The 16,151-nt window shown below is 59.3% G+C and carries 13 protein-coding genes; 3 read left to right on the forward strand and 10 right to left on the reverse strand.

The genetic code is table 11. From position 1 onward, the window contains the following. Positions 1-297: 297 nt before the first annotated feature. From JUI81_RS08575 to JUI81_RS08600, 6 genes are read right to left on the reverse strand one after another with little or no spacing between them, the layout of a single operon-like run. Entirely contained in the window at positions 298-2,040 is a 1,743-nt protein-coding gene (locus JUI81_RS08575; RefSeq protein WP_007940906.1) for an ABC transporter substrate-binding protein, read from the reverse strand. A gap of 46 nt (positions 2,041-2,086) precedes the next feature. After that, the gene (locus JUI81_RS08580; RefSeq protein WP_018925490.1) at positions 2,087-2,359 is read right to left on the reverse strand and encodes a DUF2160 domain-containing protein; all 273 of its coding nucleotides are present in this window, start codon (positions 2,357-2,359) and stop codon (positions 2,087-2,089) included. Positions 2,360-2,369: 10 nt separating this feature from the next. Further along, on the reverse strand, positions 2,370-3,170 hold the full coding sequence (locus JUI81_RS08585) for a carbohydrate ABC transporter permease (protein WP_018925489.1): 801 nt from the start codon (positions 3,168-3,170) through the stop codon (positions 2,370-2,372). An 8-nt stretch (positions 3,171-3,178) separates the two neighbouring features. Continuing rightward, positions 3,179-4,045: a carbohydrate ABC transporter permease gene (locus JUI81_RS08590; RefSeq protein WP_019580058.1), complete on the reverse strand. Its 867-nt coding sequence runs from the start codon at positions 4,043-4,045 to the stop codon at positions 3,179-3,181. Beyond that, complete coding sequence (locus tag JUI81_RS08595) at positions 4,042-5,139, reverse strand: ABC transporter ATP-binding protein (RefSeq protein ID WP_204124101.1); 1,098 nt, start codon at positions 5,137-5,139, stop codon at positions 4,042-4,044. Before JUI81_RS08595 ends, JUI81_RS08590 begins: the two co-directional genes overlap by 4 nt. After that, entirely contained in the window at positions 5,139-6,233 is a 1,095-nt protein-coding gene (locus JUI81_RS08600; protein WP_018925486.1) for an ABC transporter ATP-binding protein, read from the reverse strand. Before JUI81_RS08600 ends, JUI81_RS08595 begins: the two co-directional genes overlap by 1 nt. Before the next feature lie 430 nt (positions 6,234-6,663). Between JUI81_RS08600 and JUI81_RS08605 the strand changes: the two genes are divergently transcribed. Then, positions 6,664-8,541: a sigma-54-dependent Fis family transcriptional regulator gene (locus tag JUI81_RS08605; protein WP_204124102.1), complete on the forward strand. Its 1,878-nt coding sequence runs from the start codon at positions 6,664-6,666 to the stop codon at positions 8,539-8,541. Positions 8,542-8,607: 66 nt separating this feature from the next. Here JUI81_RS08605 and cysS read toward each other — a convergent pair whose 3' ends face one another. Both cysS and JUI81_RS08615 read right to left on the reverse strand, forming a co-directional pair. Then, positions 8,608-9,990: a cysteine--tRNA ligase gene (cysS, locus tag JUI81_RS08610; protein ID WP_019580054.1), complete on the reverse strand. Its 1,383-nt coding sequence runs from the start codon at positions 9,988-9,990 to the stop codon at positions 8,608-8,610. A 20-nt stretch (positions 9,991-10,010) separates the two neighbouring features. Next, on the reverse strand, positions 10,011-11,711 hold the full coding sequence (locus JUI81_RS08615) for a glutamine--tRNA ligase/YqeY domain fusion protein (RefSeq protein ID WP_028941250.1): 1,701 nt from the start codon (positions 11,709-11,711) through the stop codon (positions 10,011-10,013). A gap of 261 nt (positions 11,712-11,972) precedes the next feature. Between JUI81_RS08615 and JUI81_RS08620 the strand changes: the two genes are divergently transcribed. After that, positions 11,973-12,479 carry a peptidylprolyl isomerase gene (locus tag JUI81_RS08620; RefSeq protein WP_028941249.1) on the forward strand — a complete coding sequence of 169 codons (507 nt, stop codon included), beginning with the start codon at positions 11,973-11,975 and terminating at the stop codon, positions 12,477-12,479. Next, positions 12,476-13,204, forward strand: coding sequence for a UDP-2,3-diacylglucosamine diphosphatase (gene lpxH / locus JUI81_RS08625; protein WP_019648452.1), 729 nt, complete (start codon positions 12,476-12,478; stop codon positions 13,202-13,204). Before JUI81_RS08620 ends, lpxH begins: the two co-directional genes overlap by 4 nt. Positions 13,205-13,332: 128 nt before the next feature. Here lpxH and JUI81_RS08630 read toward each other — a convergent pair whose 3' ends face one another. Both JUI81_RS08630 and JUI81_RS08635 read right to left on the reverse strand, forming a co-directional pair. Continuing rightward, positions 13,333-14,862 (reverse strand): DHA2 family efflux MFS transporter permease subunit, encoded by a 1,530-nt coding sequence (locus tag JUI81_RS08630; RefSeq protein WP_019580051.1) that lies wholly within the window; start codon positions 14,860-14,862, stop codon positions 13,333-13,335. 79 nt (positions 14,863-14,941) lie between these two features. Continuing rightward, the gene (locus JUI81_RS08635; RefSeq protein ID WP_096479898.1) at positions 14,942-16,150 is read right to left on the reverse strand and encodes an HlyD family efflux transporter periplasmic adaptor subunit; all 1,209 of its coding nucleotides are present in this window, start codon (positions 16,148-16,150) and stop codon (positions 14,942-14,944) included. Between the last annotated feature and the right edge of the window lies 1 nt (position 16,151).

The raw sequence follows: 16,151 nt of genomic DNA on the forward strand, positions 1-16,151 counted from the left end.
CTGAAGGGCATGCTTTAATTTAGTGAGAGATATTTCCTAAAGATGTGTAAGTTGTTTCCCTCAGAAATATTGATGTACGTATAGAGATGTTCTCCTATAACTCAGTGATCGGACTTGAGATCCTGGGCTTTGGATAACGTCGATCCGCAGGACTGGAGCTGCCCACTCCACACAGTGCAGTGGGAAAGGTTTACCAGCGGGATCGGCCTCTTCGCGGGCAAGCCCGCGATAGCGGTGGAACAGGCCCAAAGTAAAACGGCACCTTACGGTGCCGTTAGCGTTTCACATTACAGACAATTACTTACGCGCATCCGCCCACGATTTCAGCAGTTCGTTGTAGCTCACGGTTTCACCCTTGGGCTTCTCGTTGGCCAGTTTCGGCTTCGGTGCGCCCGGTTGGTCGAACCAGTATTGCGCGTCGCGTTCCGGGTTCATTTTCGGCGCGCAAGTGGCCTGGGCCTTGGAGCGTTCCAGACGGGTCATGATCGCGTCTTGATCCTTGGCCAGACCATCGAGCGCCTGTTGCGGGGTTTTCTCGCCGCTGGCAGCTTCGGCGATGTGGCTCCACCACAACTGCGCCAGACGCGGATAGTCCGGCACGTTGGTGCCGGTCGGGGTCCATTGCACCCGCGCCGGGCTGCGATAGAACTCGACCAGGCCACCGAGCTTCGGCGCCAGGTCGGTCATGGCTTGAGAGTTGATGTCCGACTCGCGGATTGGCGTCAGGCCGACGATGGTTTTCTTCAGCGACACGGTTTTCGAGGTCACGAACTGCGCGTACAGCCAGGCCGCGAGTTTCTGTTTCTCAGGCGTGGACTTCATGAATGTCCAGGAACCCACGTCCTGATACCCAAGCTTCATCCCCTCTTCCCAGTACGGTCCGCGTGGCGATGGCGCCATGCGCCATTTTGGCGTGCCGTCGGCATTCACCACCGGCAGGCCCGGTTTGGTCATGTCGGCGGTGAACGCGGTGTACCAGAAAATCTGCTGGGCAATGTTGCCCTGGGACGGCACCGGGCCGGATTCGGAGAAGGTCATGCCCGCCGCTTCCGGTGGCGCGTACTTCTTGAGCCAGTCGACGTATTTGGTGGTGGCAAAAACCGCTGCCGGGCCGTTGGTATCGCCTCCGCGGGTCACGCTGGAGCCGACTGGATGACAGTCTTCGACACGAATGCCCCACTCATCCACCGGCAAACCGTTGGGCAAGCCCTTGTCGCCACCACCGGCCATGGAGAACCAGGCATCGGTAAAGCGCCAGCCCAGGGACGGGTCTTTCTTGCCGTAGTCCATGTGCCCGTAGACCCGCTTGCCGTCGATTTCCTTGACGTCTTCGCTGAAGAATTTGGCGATGTCTTCATAGGCAGACCAGTTCACCGGTACGCCCAGTTCATAGCCATACTTTTCCTTGAACTTGGCTTTCAGCTCCGGCCGCTCGAACCAGTCGGCGCGGAACCAGTAGAGGTTGGCGAACTGTTGATCGGGTAATTGATAGAGCTTGCCATCGGGCGCGGTGGTGAAGGACGTGCCGATGAAGTCCTTGATGTCGAGGGTCGGCGAGGTGAAGTTTTTACCTTCGTTGGCCATCAGGTCGGTGATCGCCTCGGTCTTGCCATAGCGAAAGTGCGTACCGATCAGGTCTGAGTCGTTGACCCAGCCGTCATAGATGCTCTTGTCCGACTGCATCACGGTCTGCAGCTTTTCCACCACATCGCCTTCTTGCAGCAGGTCGTGGGTGACTTTGATCCCGGTGATCTCGGTGAAGGCCTTGGCCAGCACCTTGGACTCGTATTCATGGGTGGTCAGGGTTTCCGAGACGACCTTGATGTCCATCCCGCGAAACGGCTCGGCCGCCTTGATGAACCACTTCAATTCCGCGAGTTGCTGATCGGCCGTCAGGGTGGACGGTTTGAATTCGCCGCCGATCCACTTTTTCGCAGCGTCTTCGTAGGCATCAGCCCAGGCCGATGCGCTCAATCCGCTGAGTGCCAGCATGGCTGCCAGTGAAATGCTATGTCGCAGCTTATTGTTTTTATCGAACATAAGACCTCCTTTATGGGTTTCGGAGCAACATTGCCGAGCGATTCGACTAGCCCCAACGCATCACAGCCAACAGCCACACCAGGGACAACGCGAACGCTATCCAGATGCTCCAGTCGGTGACGCCGATTACCAGCAAATGCAGGTAGGCGCTGCCGAGAAGACCGATAAACAGCCGATCGCCACGGGTGGTGGTAATCGGCAGAAAACCTTTTCGAAGAATGCTTGGCGAACGCAACTCCCAGGTCGTCATGCCCACCAGGATCAAGGCAATGACGCCGAAGAACGCCGCAGTGGGGCCAGTCCAACTCATCCATTCCATCATCAGTTCCTCATACCCGGCCCAGGGCAAAGCCCTTGGCCACGTGGTTGCGAACAAACCAGATCACCAGCATGCCCGGCAGGATGGTCAACACCCCCGCCGCTGCCAGCACGCCCCAGTCGATGCCGGACGCCGAGACCGTGCGGGTCATCACCGCGGCGATGGGTTTGGCGTTCACCGACGTCAGGGTTCGCGCCAGCAACAGTTCGACCCAGGAAAACATGAAGCAGAAAAACGCCGTGACACCGATCCCGGAGCCGATCAGCGGAACGAAAATCTTCACGAAGAACTTGGGAAAGCTGTAGCCATCGATGTAGGCGGTTTCGTCGATTTCCTTGGGAACGCCAGACATGAAGCCCTCAAGAATCCACACCGCCAGCGGCACGTTAAACAGACAGTGAGCCAACGCCACCGCGATGTGCGTATCGAACAACCCGATCGAGGAATACAGCTGGAAGAACGGCAGCAGGAACACCGCCGGTGGTGCCATGCGGTTGGTCAGCAGCCAGAAGAACAGGTGCTTGTCACCGAGAAAGCGGTAGCGCGAAAACGCATAGGCCGCCGGCAACGCCACGGTCAGGGAAATTATCGTATTCATGCTGACGTAGTACGCCGAGTTGAGGTAGCCGGTGTACCAGCTCGGGTCGGTGAAGATCACCTTGTAGTTGGCGAAGGTGAAATCCTGGGGAAACAGCGTCAGGCCGCCGAGGATTTCGGTGTTGCTCTTGAAGGACATGTTCAGCAGCCAGTAAATCGGCACCAGCAGGAACAGGATGTAGACCAGCAGTGGAATCAGCTTTCTCTTGCTCATGGCAGGCCTCACCGATTGGCGTCAGAGTGAGTCATGGCGGTGTAGAACAGCCACGACACCAACAGGATGATCAGGAAGTACACCAGCGAGAAAGCCGCCGCCGGGCCGAGGTCGAATTGCCCTACGGCCATCTGGGTCAAGGTCTGACTCAGGAAGGTCGTGGCATTGCCCGGACCACCACCCGTCAGCACGAACGGTTCGGTGTAGATCATGAAACTGTCCATGAACCGCAGCATCACCGCGATCAACAGCACGCTCTTGAGCTTGGGCAACTGGATGTGCCGGAACACCGCCCAGGCCGACGCCCGATCGATCCGCGCCGCCTGGTAATACACGTCTGGAATCGCCCGCAGCCCGGAGAAACACAGCAGCGCCACCAGTGATGTCCAGTGCCAGACGTCCATCACCAACACCGTGACCCAGGCGTCCATGGTGTTGGCCGCGTAGTTGTAGCTGATGCCCATGCCGTTGAGGCTGGCCCCGAGCAAGCCGATGTCGGCCCGACCGAAAATCTGCCAGATGGTGCCAACCACGTTCCACGGAATCAGCAGCGGAATCGCCAGGAGAATCAACACCAGCGACGACCAGCGGCCCTTGATCGGCATGGTCAGGGCGATGGCGATGCCCAACGGAATTTCGATCAACAACACACAACCGGAATAGATGAACTGGCGCAGCAGCGAGTCATGCAGCCGTGGGTCGAGCAAGACCTGCTTGTACCAATCGGCGCCGACGAAATAGCGGCTGGACTGGTCGAAGATGTCCTGCACCGAGTAGTTGACCACGGTCATCATCGGGATCACCGCACTGAACGCCACCAGCAGGAACACCGGCAATACCAGCCACCAGGCCTTGTTGTTCTGCACCTTGTTCATGGCTGCACCTCCAGCAAGTAATCATCGGCGTAGACCATCAGCCATTGCCCCGGAAAACTGATGTACGCCGTGCCCTCGGGCACCGGTTTGTCTTCAGCCAAGCGTACTTTCAGCAGCACGCCGTCGAGGTTCAGGGTCATGATTTTGTAGGTGCCCAGGTCCTCGACGTGTACGACCTTTGCCCGCAACGCGTCATCAAAGGCCTCCTCCCACACATGGACGAACTCCGGACGGATGCCGACCTTCAGGCTTTTCCATTCGCTGTCGGCGATCCGTTGCTGCATCGCGTCGGACAATGGCAAGTGAGTCCCGGCAAAACCGACACCGCCGGCCTGCGGCTGGACGTCGATCAGGTTCATTCCCGGGCTGCCGATGAAATAGCCGACAAAGGTGTGGCTCGGCCGTTCGAACAACTCCCGTGGCGTACCGAACTGCACAATCTGCCCGCCGTACATCACCGCGATCTTGTCCGCGAAAGTGGAAGCTTCGAGCTGATCGTGGGTGACGTAGACCATGGTGATGTTGAACTGCTCGTGGATCTGCTTGAGCTTGCGCCGCAACTTCCACTTCAGGTGCGGGTCGATCACCGTCAGCGGTTCATCGAAGAGGATCGCCGACACGTCATCGCGCACCAGCCCACGGCCCATGGAGACTTTCTGTTTTTCATCGGCGGTAAGGTTGCGCGCCTTCTTGTGCAGCAACGCCTGAAGGTCGAGGACTTCGGCGATTTCATGCACCTTGCTGAAAATCTTCGCTTCGACCATGCCCTGATTGCGCAGCGGGAAAGCCAGGTTGTCGAACACCGTCATGGTGTCGTAGACCACCGGAAACTGGAAAACCTGGGCGATGTTGCGCTTTTCCGGGGTCAGCTCGTTGACCACTTTGCCGTCGAACATCACCTGGCCCTGGGACGGGCTGAGCAATCCGGAAATGATGTTGAGCAAGGTCGACTTGCCGCACCCCGATGGCCCGAGCAGCGCATAGGCGCCGCCCTGCTCCCAGACGTGGTCCATCTCGCGGATCGCGTAATCCTCAGGGCCGGCTGGTGTGCGGGTGTAGCTGTGGGCAAGGCTCTGCAAACGGATTTCGGCCATCAGGCAACCCTCGCAATACGGCGACCGGGCGCCTGGACCAGCCGCCCCTGCATATCGAACACAAACAGTTTATGAGTCGGGATATAGATGCGAATCGGCGCATCGACGTCGTATTCGTGCACCCCCGGCAAGTGCAGCACCAGCAGGAAATACTCGTTGCGCACGTGCAGGAAGGTTTCCGAACCGCTGATCTCGGCCACCTCGACGGTCACCGCCAGTTCCAGGTCATCGTCGTTGCTCGGCACCAGCGAGATGTGGCTGGGGCGCACGCCGAAACGGAACTCGCCCTCGCCCACCGGGCGCAGATCGACGTTCAACGGAAAGTGCACGAAATTGGCGAAACTGACTTCGTTGCCGGCAATGCGCCCCGGCATCAGGTTGATCGGTGGCTCGGAGAACAACTCCGCCGCCAGCACGGTTTGCGGCTGGTGATACACCTCGGAGGACTTGCCGCTCTGAATCACCCGACCTTCGTGAAGAATCGTCGTGGTGCCGCCCAGCGCCAGGGCTTCGTTGGGTTCGGTGGTGGCGTAAATCGCGATGGTATTGCGCGCCTTGAACAGCTCGCGCATTTCCTGGCGCAGCTCCTCGCGCAGCTTGTAGTCGAGGTTGACCAGCGGCTCGTCGAACAGAATCAGCTCGGCGTCCTTGACCAGCGCCCGGGCCATGGCCGTGCGCTGTTGCTGGCCACCGGAGAGTTCCAGTGGATGGCGCTGGAGGAACTTCTCGATGCGCAGCATCTTCGCGGTTTCCAGCACTTTGCTCTGGATCAGCTCATTGGCAACGCCGCCCTGACGCAGCGGCGAGGCGATGTTCTCGAACACCGTCATGGTCGGGTAATTGATGAACTGCTGATAGACCATCGACACGTTGCGCAAACGCACCGGGCGCTGGGTGACGTCGACGCCGTTCATCAGGATGCGGCCGCTGTCGGGCTTGTCCAGACCGGCCATCAGGCGCATGAGGCTGGTTTTGCCGGACAGCGTGCGACCGAGCAAAACGTTGAACGATCCGGGTTCGAAATTAAGGCACGCATCGTCGATCCAGGTCTGGCCTTCGATGGTGCGGCTGACGTGTTCCAGGATGAGTGACATGGCTCGGCCTTTTTTTATTTTTTGAGTCAAGCGACCGGAGCTACATAGCGACATCCGTGCCAAAAATCTCAAGCGTTTGATTTGGCTGGAAATCCCTTCAAACAAGATAAAAATCGCATTCGTTGCTGAACAGAAATGAACAACCACGAATGAACAACTGAACAATCCGGCGGTTGACAATGAACAATAGTGAACAACACTCTACGGATGCTTTAGCAAGACGATTACTCGAATCCCCCACATCCTGTGTAGCAGCTGGCGAAGCCTGCGTTCGGCGACGCAGTCGTCGTAAGACCTGTTTGCGTGGTCGTCCTGATACACCGCGACGCCTGATTTCACGACGACTGCGTCGCCGAACGCAGGCTTCGCCAGCTGCTACATGAAGCGTGTTACTCATAACAAAAATAATAATGCCCAGAGATCGACCGCCATGGCCGTACCTGTCTCAAAGCGCTCCCACGACGCCATCATCCAGGACTCCTGGTCCCGCTGCCGCGCGTTCGGGCTCGATCATCAGAGCGCTCCGGCGTTCGATCAGTTACCGGCAGACGGCATCGCCCACTTGCTGGAGAGCCAGCATTCCCTGGTGCAGACCACCCATCAGGAAGTCCTGCCGTATTACGAAAACATCCTCAGCAACTCCAATTGCCTGATCATGCTCGCCGACAATCACGGCCAGGTGCTGACGTCGTGGGGTACCCAGCGCTTCATCGAGCCGAGCCTGACCCGCGGTTTCAGCGTCGGCGCCAGCTGGATGGAGCATTGCAGCGGGACCAATGCGATCGGCACCGCGCTGGCCTGCGAGCAGGCCGTGCACATCGAGCACGATGAACATTTCCTCAAGGCCAACCGCTTCATGACCGGTTCCGCCGCGCCGATTTTCGATGCCGAGCGCAAGGTGATCGCGGTGCTGGACGTGTCCAGCGACAGCTACCTGCCGCCCTCCCACACCCTGGGCATGGTCAAGATGATGAGCCAGACCGTGGAGAACCGGCTGATCCTCAACCTGTTCCATGGCCAGCATTTCCAATTGACCTTCAACACCGGGTTGAACAACCTCGACAGCCAATGGGCCGGGATGCTGATCTTCGATGAAACCGGTCAGGTACTGTCGGCCAACCGCCGGGCCGACAATCTGCTGGGCATCAGCCTGTCGCGGGTCAGCGTCGAAAGCTTGTTCAAAGTCTCGTTGATGGAACTGCTGAATCAGCCGGACGGCCTGCCGTTTTCCCTGCAAGCCTCAGGAAACAACCGTTTCCAGTGCGTGCTGAAACGACCGAAACAGGCGTCGATTCAGGCGCGGCTGTTTGCAGAAAAAAAGAGCACTGAAACGAAAAGCCCTGAAATAAAGTGCACTGAGCCCACCCTGGCAGCGCCCGCCGCGATCAGCCTCAACACCCTGCACTTTGGCGACAGCCGCGTGGAAAAAGCCGTGCGCCAGGCCGAGCGTTTGCTGGAGAAGGACATTCCATTGTTGATCCACGGGGAAACCGGGGTCGGCAAGGAAGTCTTCGTCAAAGCCCTGCACCACGCCAGCTCACGCAGCAAACAACCGTTCATTGCCGTCAACTGTGCAGCGATCCCCGCCGAACTGGTGGAGTCCGAGCTGTTTGGCTACGAGAAAGGCGCATTCACCGGCGCCAACCAGAAAGGCAGCATCGGGCTGATCCGCAAGGCCGACAAAGGCACCCTGTTCCTAGATGAAATCGGCGACATGCCGTTACCGACCCAGGCCCGGCTGCTGCGGGTGTTGCAGGAACGTTGCGTACAACCGGTGGGCAGCAGCGAGTTGTTCCCGGTGGACATTCGGATCATTTCGGCGACTAACCGCTTGTTGCGCGAACAGGTTCAGTTGGGGCGGTTTCGTGAGGATTTGTATTACCGCATCGGTGGTTTGACCCTGGAACTGCCACCGCTCAGGGAACGCAGTGACAAGCAGTCGCTGTTCAAGCGCTTGTGGGAACAACACCGTGAACCGTCGCAATGGGCCGGGTTGAGCCCCGAGGTGCTGGACCTGTTCGGCCGTCATCCGTGGCCGGGGAATTTGCGTCAGGTCAGCAGCGTGATGCAGGTGGCGTTGGCCATGGCCGAGGAACAGCCGGTGCGACCGGAACATTTACCGGATGATTTTTTTGTCGATCTGGAGATGGAGCCGGTGGATACACCGGAGCAGATAGCCGTTGATTTGAATGATGCCGAGGCATTGAATCGGCAATTGCAGGCGGCTGGGGGAAATATTTCGCACTTGGCGCGACGGTTGGGGGTTAGTCGCAATACCTTGTACAAGCGGTTGCGCCAGATCGAGTGACAGAACGATCAGTGGCGCAAACAAAAACCCGCACAAGGCGGGTTTTGTTTGTAGCAAACGCAGTGATCAGTCAGCCAGACGCCAGGTCGTGCCGCCCTTGCCGTCTTCCAGCACCACGCCCATGGCGGTGAGCTGGTCGCGGATGCGGTCGGATTCGGCCCAGTCCTTGTTGGCACGGGCAGTCAGGCGCGCCTGGATCAGTGCATCAACCTCAGCCGCATCGACCCGCCCTTCGGCACCGGCCTGCAGGAAGTCATCGGCTTCAAGCTGCAACACACCCAGCACGCTGGCCAGTTCCTTCAAGCGCGCCGCCAGACCGGCCGCCGCATCCAGATCGCTCTCGCGCAGACGGTTGATCTCGCGGACCATCTCGAACAGCACCGCACAGGCTTCCGGCGTGCCGAAGTCGTCGTTCATCACCTGGGTGAAACGCTCGACGAAGGCTTCGCCACCCGCCGGTGCCACTTTCGGCAGGCCTTTCAATGCATGGTAGAAACGCTCGAGGGCGCCCTTCGCGTCCTTGAGGTTGTCTTCCGAATAGTTGATCGCGCTGCGGTAGTGGCTCGACACCAGCAGGTAACGCACGACTTCCGGGTGGTACTTGTCGAGTACGTCGCGAATGGTGAAGAAGTTGTTCAAGGACTTGGACATCTTCTCGCCATTGATGCGAATCATGCCGCAGTGCATCCACGCGTTGGCGTAGGTCTTGCCGGTAGCCGCTTCGCTCTGGGCGATTTCGTTTTCGTGGTGCGGGAACTCGAGGTCGCTGCCGCCACCATGAATGTCGAAGGTCTCGCCCAGGCAGCAGGTGGACATCACCGAGCACTCGATGTGCCAGCCCGGACGACCGTCGCCCCACGGCGATGGCCAGCTCGGTTCGCCCGGCTTGGCGCCTTTCCACAGCACGAAGTCCAGCGGGTCCTGTTTCGACTCGTCGACTTCGATTCGTGCGCCGATGCGCAGGTCTTCGATCTTCTTGCGCGACAGCTTGCCGTAGCCCATGAACTTGGCGACGCGGTAGTACACGTCGCCATTGCCCGGTGCGTAGGCGTAGCCCTTGTCGATCAGGGTCTGGATCATCGCGTGCATGCCCGGGATGTGATCCGTGGCACGCGGCTCCATGTCCGGCTTTTTGATGTTCAGGCGCGCTTCATCTTCGTGCATCGCCGCGATCATGCGCTCGGTCAAGGCCTCGAACGACTCGCCGTTCTCGTTGGCCCGATTGATGATCTTGTCGTCGATGTCGGTGATGTTGCGCACGTAGGTCAGGTCGTAACCGCTGAACCGCAACCAGCGGGTCACCAGGTCGAACGCGACCATGCTGCGGCCATGGCCCAGGTGGCAGTAGTCATATACGGTCATCCCGCAGACGTACATGCGCACCTTGTTGCCATCCAGCGGCTTGAAGACTTCTTTGCTCTTGGTGAGCGTGTTGTAGATCGTAAGCACGACAGTTCCTTAAGACTTAATCACTGGCCCCACGAATCACGCAGGGTCACGGTACGGTTGAATACCGGAGCGCCCGGTTTCGAGTCCTTGATATCCGCGACGAAGTAACCTTCGCGCTCGAACTGGAAACGGTCTTCCGGCTGTGCGTTGCCCAACGAGGGTTCAGCACGACAACCGGTGAGGACTTGCAGTGAGTCAGGGTTGATGTTGTCCAGGAAACTGGCGCTGTCTTCGGCCTTCTCCGGATTCGGAGAACGGAACAGACGATCGTACAGACGCACTTCGCACTCGACGCTGGCCGCAGCCGGCACCCAGTGCACCACGCCTTTGACCTTGCGGCCTTCGGGGTTCTTGCCCAGGGTGTCCGGATCGTACGAGCAACGCAGTTCGACGATGTTGCCGTCGGCATCCTTGATTGCTTCGTCGGCACGGATCACGTAGCTGCCGCGCAGACGCACTTCGCCGTTCGGCTCCAGGCGCTTGTAGCCTTTTGGCGGCTCTTCCATGAAGTCATCGCGGTCGATGTAGATTTCACGGGCGAACGGCAGCTTGCGCACGCCGAGTTCTTCTTTCTGCGGATGACGTGGCAGTTCGAGATTCTCGACTTGGTCTTCCGGGTAGTTGGTGATCACGACTTTCAACGGACGCAGCACGCACATGGCGCGCGGGGCATTCGCGTCCAGGTCCTGACGGATGCTGAACTCGAGCATGCCGAAGTCGACCACGCCATCGGAACGGTTGGTGCCGATCATGTCGCAGAAGTTGCGGATCGACGCCGGGGTGTAGCCGCGGCGGCGGAAGCCCGACAGCGTGGACATGCGCGGATCGTCCCAGCCATTGACGTGCTTTTCATCGACCAGTTGCTTGAGCTTGCGCTTGCTGGTGATGGTGTAGTTCAGGTTCAAACGGCTGAATTCGTACTGACGCGGGTGCGCCGGCACCGGCAGGTTGTCGAGGAACCAGTCGTACAACGGACGATGGCTTTCGAACTCCAGGGTGCAGATCGAGTGGGTGATGCCTTCGATGGCGTCCGACTGACCGTGGGTGAAGTCGTAGTTCGGGTAGATGCACCACTTGTCGCCGGTCTGGTGGTGATGGGCATGACGGATGCGATACATGATCGGGTCGCGCAGGTTCATGTTCGGCGAGGCCATGTCGATCTTGGCCCGCAGCACGCGTGCACCGTCCTTGAATTCGCCGGCCTTCATGCGAGCGAACAGGTCGAGGTTTTCCTCAACCGAGCGGTCGCGGAACGGGCTGTTCTTGCCCGGCTCGGTCAGGCTGCCACGGTATTCCTTGGCCTGTTCAGGGGTCAGGTCGTCGACATAGGCCTTGCCGGCCTTGATCAGCTCTACCGCCCAGTCGTGCAACTGGTCGAAATACTGCGAGGCATAGCGCACTTCACCGGACCATTCGAAGCCCAGCCATTTGACGTCGCTTTCGATCGCGTCGATGTATTCCTGGTCTTCCTTGGCCGGGTTGGTGTCGTCGAAACGCAGGTGCGTGACGCCGCCGAATTCCTGGGCCAGGCCGAAGTTCACACAGATCGACTTGGCGTGACCGATGTGCAGGTAACCGTTGGGCTCAGGCGGGAAACGGGTAACGATCTGCGTGTGCTTACCCGAGTCCAGGTCCGCCTGGATGATCGGGCGCAGGAAATTGACCGGCACGGCAGGGCCGGTCTTGGAATTCGAGGTAGGGTCGACAGTGGGCTTGCTCATAGGATCCTTGAACGTACAAGTGCGCGGCCAGTTGGCCAAATCAAAGCGGCTGTTATAAATCAAAGGGGCTTATCATAGCCGATGCTGTCAAGTGGCTGACAGAGCAGGCCGGCAATCGGTTGCATTTAATCGGCCGGCGATGAAAAACAGCCTCGAAATTCGCGTCCGGCACGCTAAACTGCGCACCTTGGCCGACACTGGCCGGACCGGTTGAGGGCCAAAGCGCCCCTAACCCACGAATTCCTATAAAGAGTACTGATCATGACTCAAGTCAAACTGTCTACCAACTTCGGCGACATCGTCCTGCAACTGAACGCTGATAAGGCACCGCTGACCGTTGCCAACTTCATCGAATACGTCAAGGCCGGTCACTACGAAAACACTGTTTTCCACCGCGTCATCGGTAACTTCATGATCCAGGGCGGCGGTTTCGAGCCAGGCATGAAAGAAAAGAAAGACAAGCGCCCAAGCATCCAGAACGAAGCCGACAACGGCCTGCCGAACAAGAAGTACAGCGTTGCCATGGCCCGCACCATGGAGCCGCATTCGGCTTCCGCGCAATTCTTCATCAACGTGGCTGACAACAGCTTCCTGAACCACAGCGCCAAGACCGTTCAGGGCTGGGGCTACGCGGTATTCGGCGAAGTGGTTGAAGGCACCGACGTCGTCGACAAGATCAAAGGCGTGGCCACCACCTCCAAGGCCGGTCACCAGGACGTACCTGCAGACGACGTGATCATCGAGAAAGCCGAGATCATCGAAGCGTGATACTGCTGATTTCAGACTTGCATCTGGAAGAGGAGCGCCCGGACATTACCCGGGCGTTTCTGGATTTGCTCGCTGGACGCGCCCGCTCGGCGAGTGCGTTGTACATTCTGGGCGACTTTTTCGAGGCGTGGATTGGCGACGATGCCATGACAGCCTTCCAGCGTTCCATCTGCCAAGCCCTGCGGAACTTAAGCGACAGCGGCACGGCCATTTTCCTGATGCACGGCAATCGCGACTTCATGCTCGGCAAGGCCTTCTGCAAAGCGGCCGGCTGTACCTTGCTCAAAGATCCGAGTGTCGTGCAGTTTTACGGCGAGCCGGTGCTGTTGATGCACGGCGACAGCCTTTGCACCCGCGACGTAGGTTATATGAAGCTGCGGCGCTACCTGCGTAACCCGATCACCCTGTTCATCCTGCGCCATCTGCCTTTGGGCACCCGGCATAAGCTAGCGCGCAAGTTGCGCAGCGAAAGCCGTGCGCAGACGCGGATGAAGGCCAATGACATCGTCGATGTCACGCCGGAAGAAGTGCCGCGGGTCATGCAGGCCTATGGCGTGAAAACCCTGATCCACGGCCATACCCATCGCCCCGCCATCCACAAGTTGCAGATTGGCGAGCAGGCGGCCAAGCGCATTGTGCTGGGGGATTGGGACCGTCAAGGCTGGGCGTTGCAGGTGGATGAGCAAGGGTTTGCGTTGGCGCCGTTTGATTTCGTTACGCCATAAAAACCTAAGATCAAAAGATCGCAGCCTCGTTTCACTCGACAGCTCCTAAAGGTGCATTGCCTAACGTGGTCAATGTAGGAGCTGTCGAGCGGAGCGAGGCTGCGATCTTTTAAACGGGCGCCACTGAATCAATGCCCTGCCGAAGCCGGCCCCGCCTTCGCCGCAAACGGCGGTTTCGCCAGCCATACCAGCAGAATCAAGCCCATGAACGCCCACCCCAGCAACGTGAAGTAATCCACGGTGGAGAGCATGTACGCCTGACTGGTCAGCACATGATCCAGTTGCGCGTAGGCCGGGTTGCCCGCCCCGCCCAGCGTGTTCAATGCCTCCCGGGTCGCCGGCTCATAGGTAGTGATGCTTTCACTCAGATACGCATGGTGCTGATCGGCCCGGCGAATCCAGATCCAGGTGGTCAACGACGCCGCAAAACTACCGCCCAGGGTCCGCAGGAATGTCGCCAGCCCCGCGCCGTCGGCAATCTGGCTCGGCGGCAGGTCCGACATCAAAATGCTCAGGGTCGGCATGAAGAACAACGCCACGCCAATGCCCATGAACAGCTGCACCAGGGCGATGTGCTGGAAGTCCACTTCGTTGGTAAACCCGGCGCGCATGAAGCAACTCAAACCGATGCACAGGAACGCCCCACCGGCCAGCAATCGCAGGTCGAATTTGTGCGCGTACCGACCGACAAACGGCGACAACACCACCGGCAAAATGCCGATCGGCGCCACCGCCAGACCAGCCCAAGTGGCCGTGTAGCCCATCTGGGTTTGTAGCCATTGCGGCAGAATCAGGTTGATGCCGAAGAACCCGGCGTATCCGCCCACCAGCACGATGGTGCCGATGCGGAAGTTGCGGTAGGCGAACAGCCGCAGGTTGACCACCGGGTGTTTGTCGGTCATTTCCCAGATCACGAACACCGCCAGCGCAATCACCGAAATAGCCGCGCCGATGATGATGAAATTCGACTCGAACCAGTCCAGGTCATTGCCCTTGTCGAGAATCACCTGCAATGCACCCACCCCAATGATCAAGGTGATCAGCCCCACGTAATCCATCGGCTGGTAACTGGTCTCCACCGGACGCGCCTTGAGTTGCTGGCGCACCACCATCACGGCGAAAACCCCGATCGGCACGTTGATGAAGAAGATCCACGGCCAGCTGTAGCTGTCGGTGATCCAGCCACCGAGAATGGGGCCTGCAATCGGCGCCACCACCGTGACCATCGCCAGCAACGCCAGGGCCATGCCGCGCCTGGCGGGCGGATAGACCGCGATCAACAGCGTCTGGGTCATCGGGTACAACGGCCCGGCCACCAGGCCTTGCAGTACCCGAAAACCGATCAGCTCCGGCATCGAGGTCGAGATACCGCACAGAAACGACGCCAGCACGAACAGCATCGTCGCCCAGAGAAACAGTTTCACTTCACCAAAGCGCCGGCTGAGCCAACCGGTCAGCGGCAGCGCGATAGCGTTGCTCACGGCAAACGAGGTGATCACCCAGGTGCCCTGCTCCGAACTCACGCCCAGGTTGCCGGAAATCGTCGGCAAGGCCACGTTGGCGATGGTGGTGTCGAGCACCTGCATGAACGTCGCCAGCGACAGGCCGATGGTGCTGAGCACCAGGCTGGGCGGCGAGAAAGAGGCGTTTTTGCTCATCGCGAATCCTTTGGAGCTGAATTTCTTGGAGCGGGGCCGGCGCTGCGCCCGTTACAGGCGCAGCTGACGGATTGGCGAATCAGCGATGCGCGGTTTTGCTGACCGCGGCGCTGTTATCGTGGATCAATTGGGTGATCATCGCGTCGGCCTCGGCCAACTGACGGTCGTAGACGCTGGTGCTGAACGAAGCCTTTTGCGGCGGCTGTTGTGCCAGCACCGGACCGCTCTGATCGCGCAGGTTAACCTCGACCTGAGTCGACAGACCGACCCGCAACGGGTGCTTGGCCAGTTCTTCGGCATTGATGTGAATCCGCACCGGCACCCGCTGCACGATCTTGATCCAGTTACCGGTGGCGTTCTGCGCCGGCAGCAAGGCAAATGCACTGCCGGTCCCGGCACCGAGGCTGTCGATGGTGCCGCTGTATTTGACGTCGCTGCCGTAGACATCAGCTTCGATGTCCACCGGTTGACCAATGCGCATGTCACGCAATTGGGTTTCCTTGAAGTTCGCGTCAATCCACAGCTGATCCAGCGGAATCACCGCCATCAACGCGGTGCCCGGCTGGACACGCTGACCGAGTTGCACGGTACGTTTGGCGACATAACCGGTGACCGGCGCGATCAAGGTGCTACGGGCATTGTTCAGGTACGCCTGACGCACTTGCGCAGCGGCGGCCATCACGTCCGGGTGCGACGACACTACGGTGTCATCGACCAGCGCGCTGGTGGTCTTGAGCTGTTGTTGAGCGTTGGCCAGGGCGTTCTGCGCCGAGGTCAGGTCATCACGGGCGTGGGACAGTTCTTCCTGGGAAATCGCCCCGCCGGCAGCGAGGTTTTTCCGCCGATTGAAGTTGTCCTGAGCCTTTTGCACTTCGGCCTGCTGCGCATTGACCTGGGCTTTCATGCCGTCGACGTTACTGTACAAACCGCGCACCTGGCGCACAGTGCGGGCCAGGTTGGCCTGGGCGCTTTGCAGACCGACTTCGGCGTCGTTCGGGTCGAAGTTGATCAGCACCTGGCCTTCGTGGACCAAATCGCCATCGTCAGCGCCGATACTGACCACGGTGCCGGTGACCAGCGGCGTGATTTCCACCACGTTGCCGTTCACGTAGGCGTCGTCGGTGCTTTCGCTCCAGCGACCGAAGAATTGGTGATAACCCCAGACGCCGGCTCCGGCGAGGATCACCAGGATCGTCAGGACAAACAGCATCACTTTGCGCTTGCGCGGATTGCTCGTGTCTTGACCGTTGTCAGGAGCTGGGGTTGGAGTTGTATCGGCAGTGGCCATG

This window comes from Pseudomonas sp. 008, assembly GCF_016861935.1.
Lineage (GTDB): Bacteria > Pseudomonadota > Gammaproteobacteria > Pseudomonadales > Pseudomonadaceae > Aquipseudomonas.

Excerpts from the sequence above, each read along its gene's own strand:
- JUI81_RS08575 (WP_007940906.1), bottom strand. The coding sequence starts at position 2,040 with ATGTTCGATAAAAACAATAAGCTGCGACATAGCATTTCACTGGCAGCC.
- JUI81_RS08580 (WP_018925490.1), bottom strand. The coding sequence starts at position 2,359 with ATGGAATGGATGAGTTGGACTGGCCCCACTGCGGCGTTCTTCGGCGTC.
- JUI81_RS08585 (WP_018925489.1), bottom strand. The coding sequence starts at position 3,170 with ATGAGCAAGAGAAAGCTGATTCCACTGCTGGTCTACATCCTGTTCCTG.
- JUI81_RS08590 (WP_019580058.1), bottom strand. The coding sequence starts at position 4,045 with ATGAACAAGGTGCAGAACAACAAGGCCTGGTGGCTGGTATTGCCGGTG.
- JUI81_RS08595 (WP_204124101.1), bottom strand. The coding sequence starts at position 5,139 with ATGGCCGAAATCCGTTTGCAGAGCCTTGCCCACAGCTACACCCGCACA.
- JUI81_RS08600 (WP_018925486.1), bottom strand. The coding sequence starts at position 6,233 with ATGTCACTCATCCTGGAACACGTCAGCCGCACCATCGAAGGCCAGACC.
- JUI81_RS08605 (WP_204124102.1), top strand. The coding sequence starts at position 6,664 with ATGGCCGTACCTGTCTCAAAGCGCTCCCACGACGCCATCATCCAGGAC.
- JUI81_RS08615 (WP_028941250.1), bottom strand. The coding sequence starts at position 11,711 with ATGAGCAAGCCCACTGTCGACCCTACCTCGAATTCCAAGACCGGCCCT.
- JUI81_RS08620 (WP_028941249.1), top strand. The coding sequence starts at position 11,973 with ATGACTCAAGTCAAACTGTCTACCAACTTCGGCGACATCGTCCTGCAA.
- JUI81_RS08630 (WP_019580051.1), bottom strand. The coding sequence starts at position 14,862 with ATGAGCAAAAACGCCTCTTTCTCGCCGCCCAGCCTGGTGCTCAGCACC.
- JUI81_RS08635 (WP_096479898.1), bottom strand. The coding sequence starts at position 16,150 with ATGGCCACTGCCGATACAACTCCAACCCCAGCTCCTGACAACGGTCAA.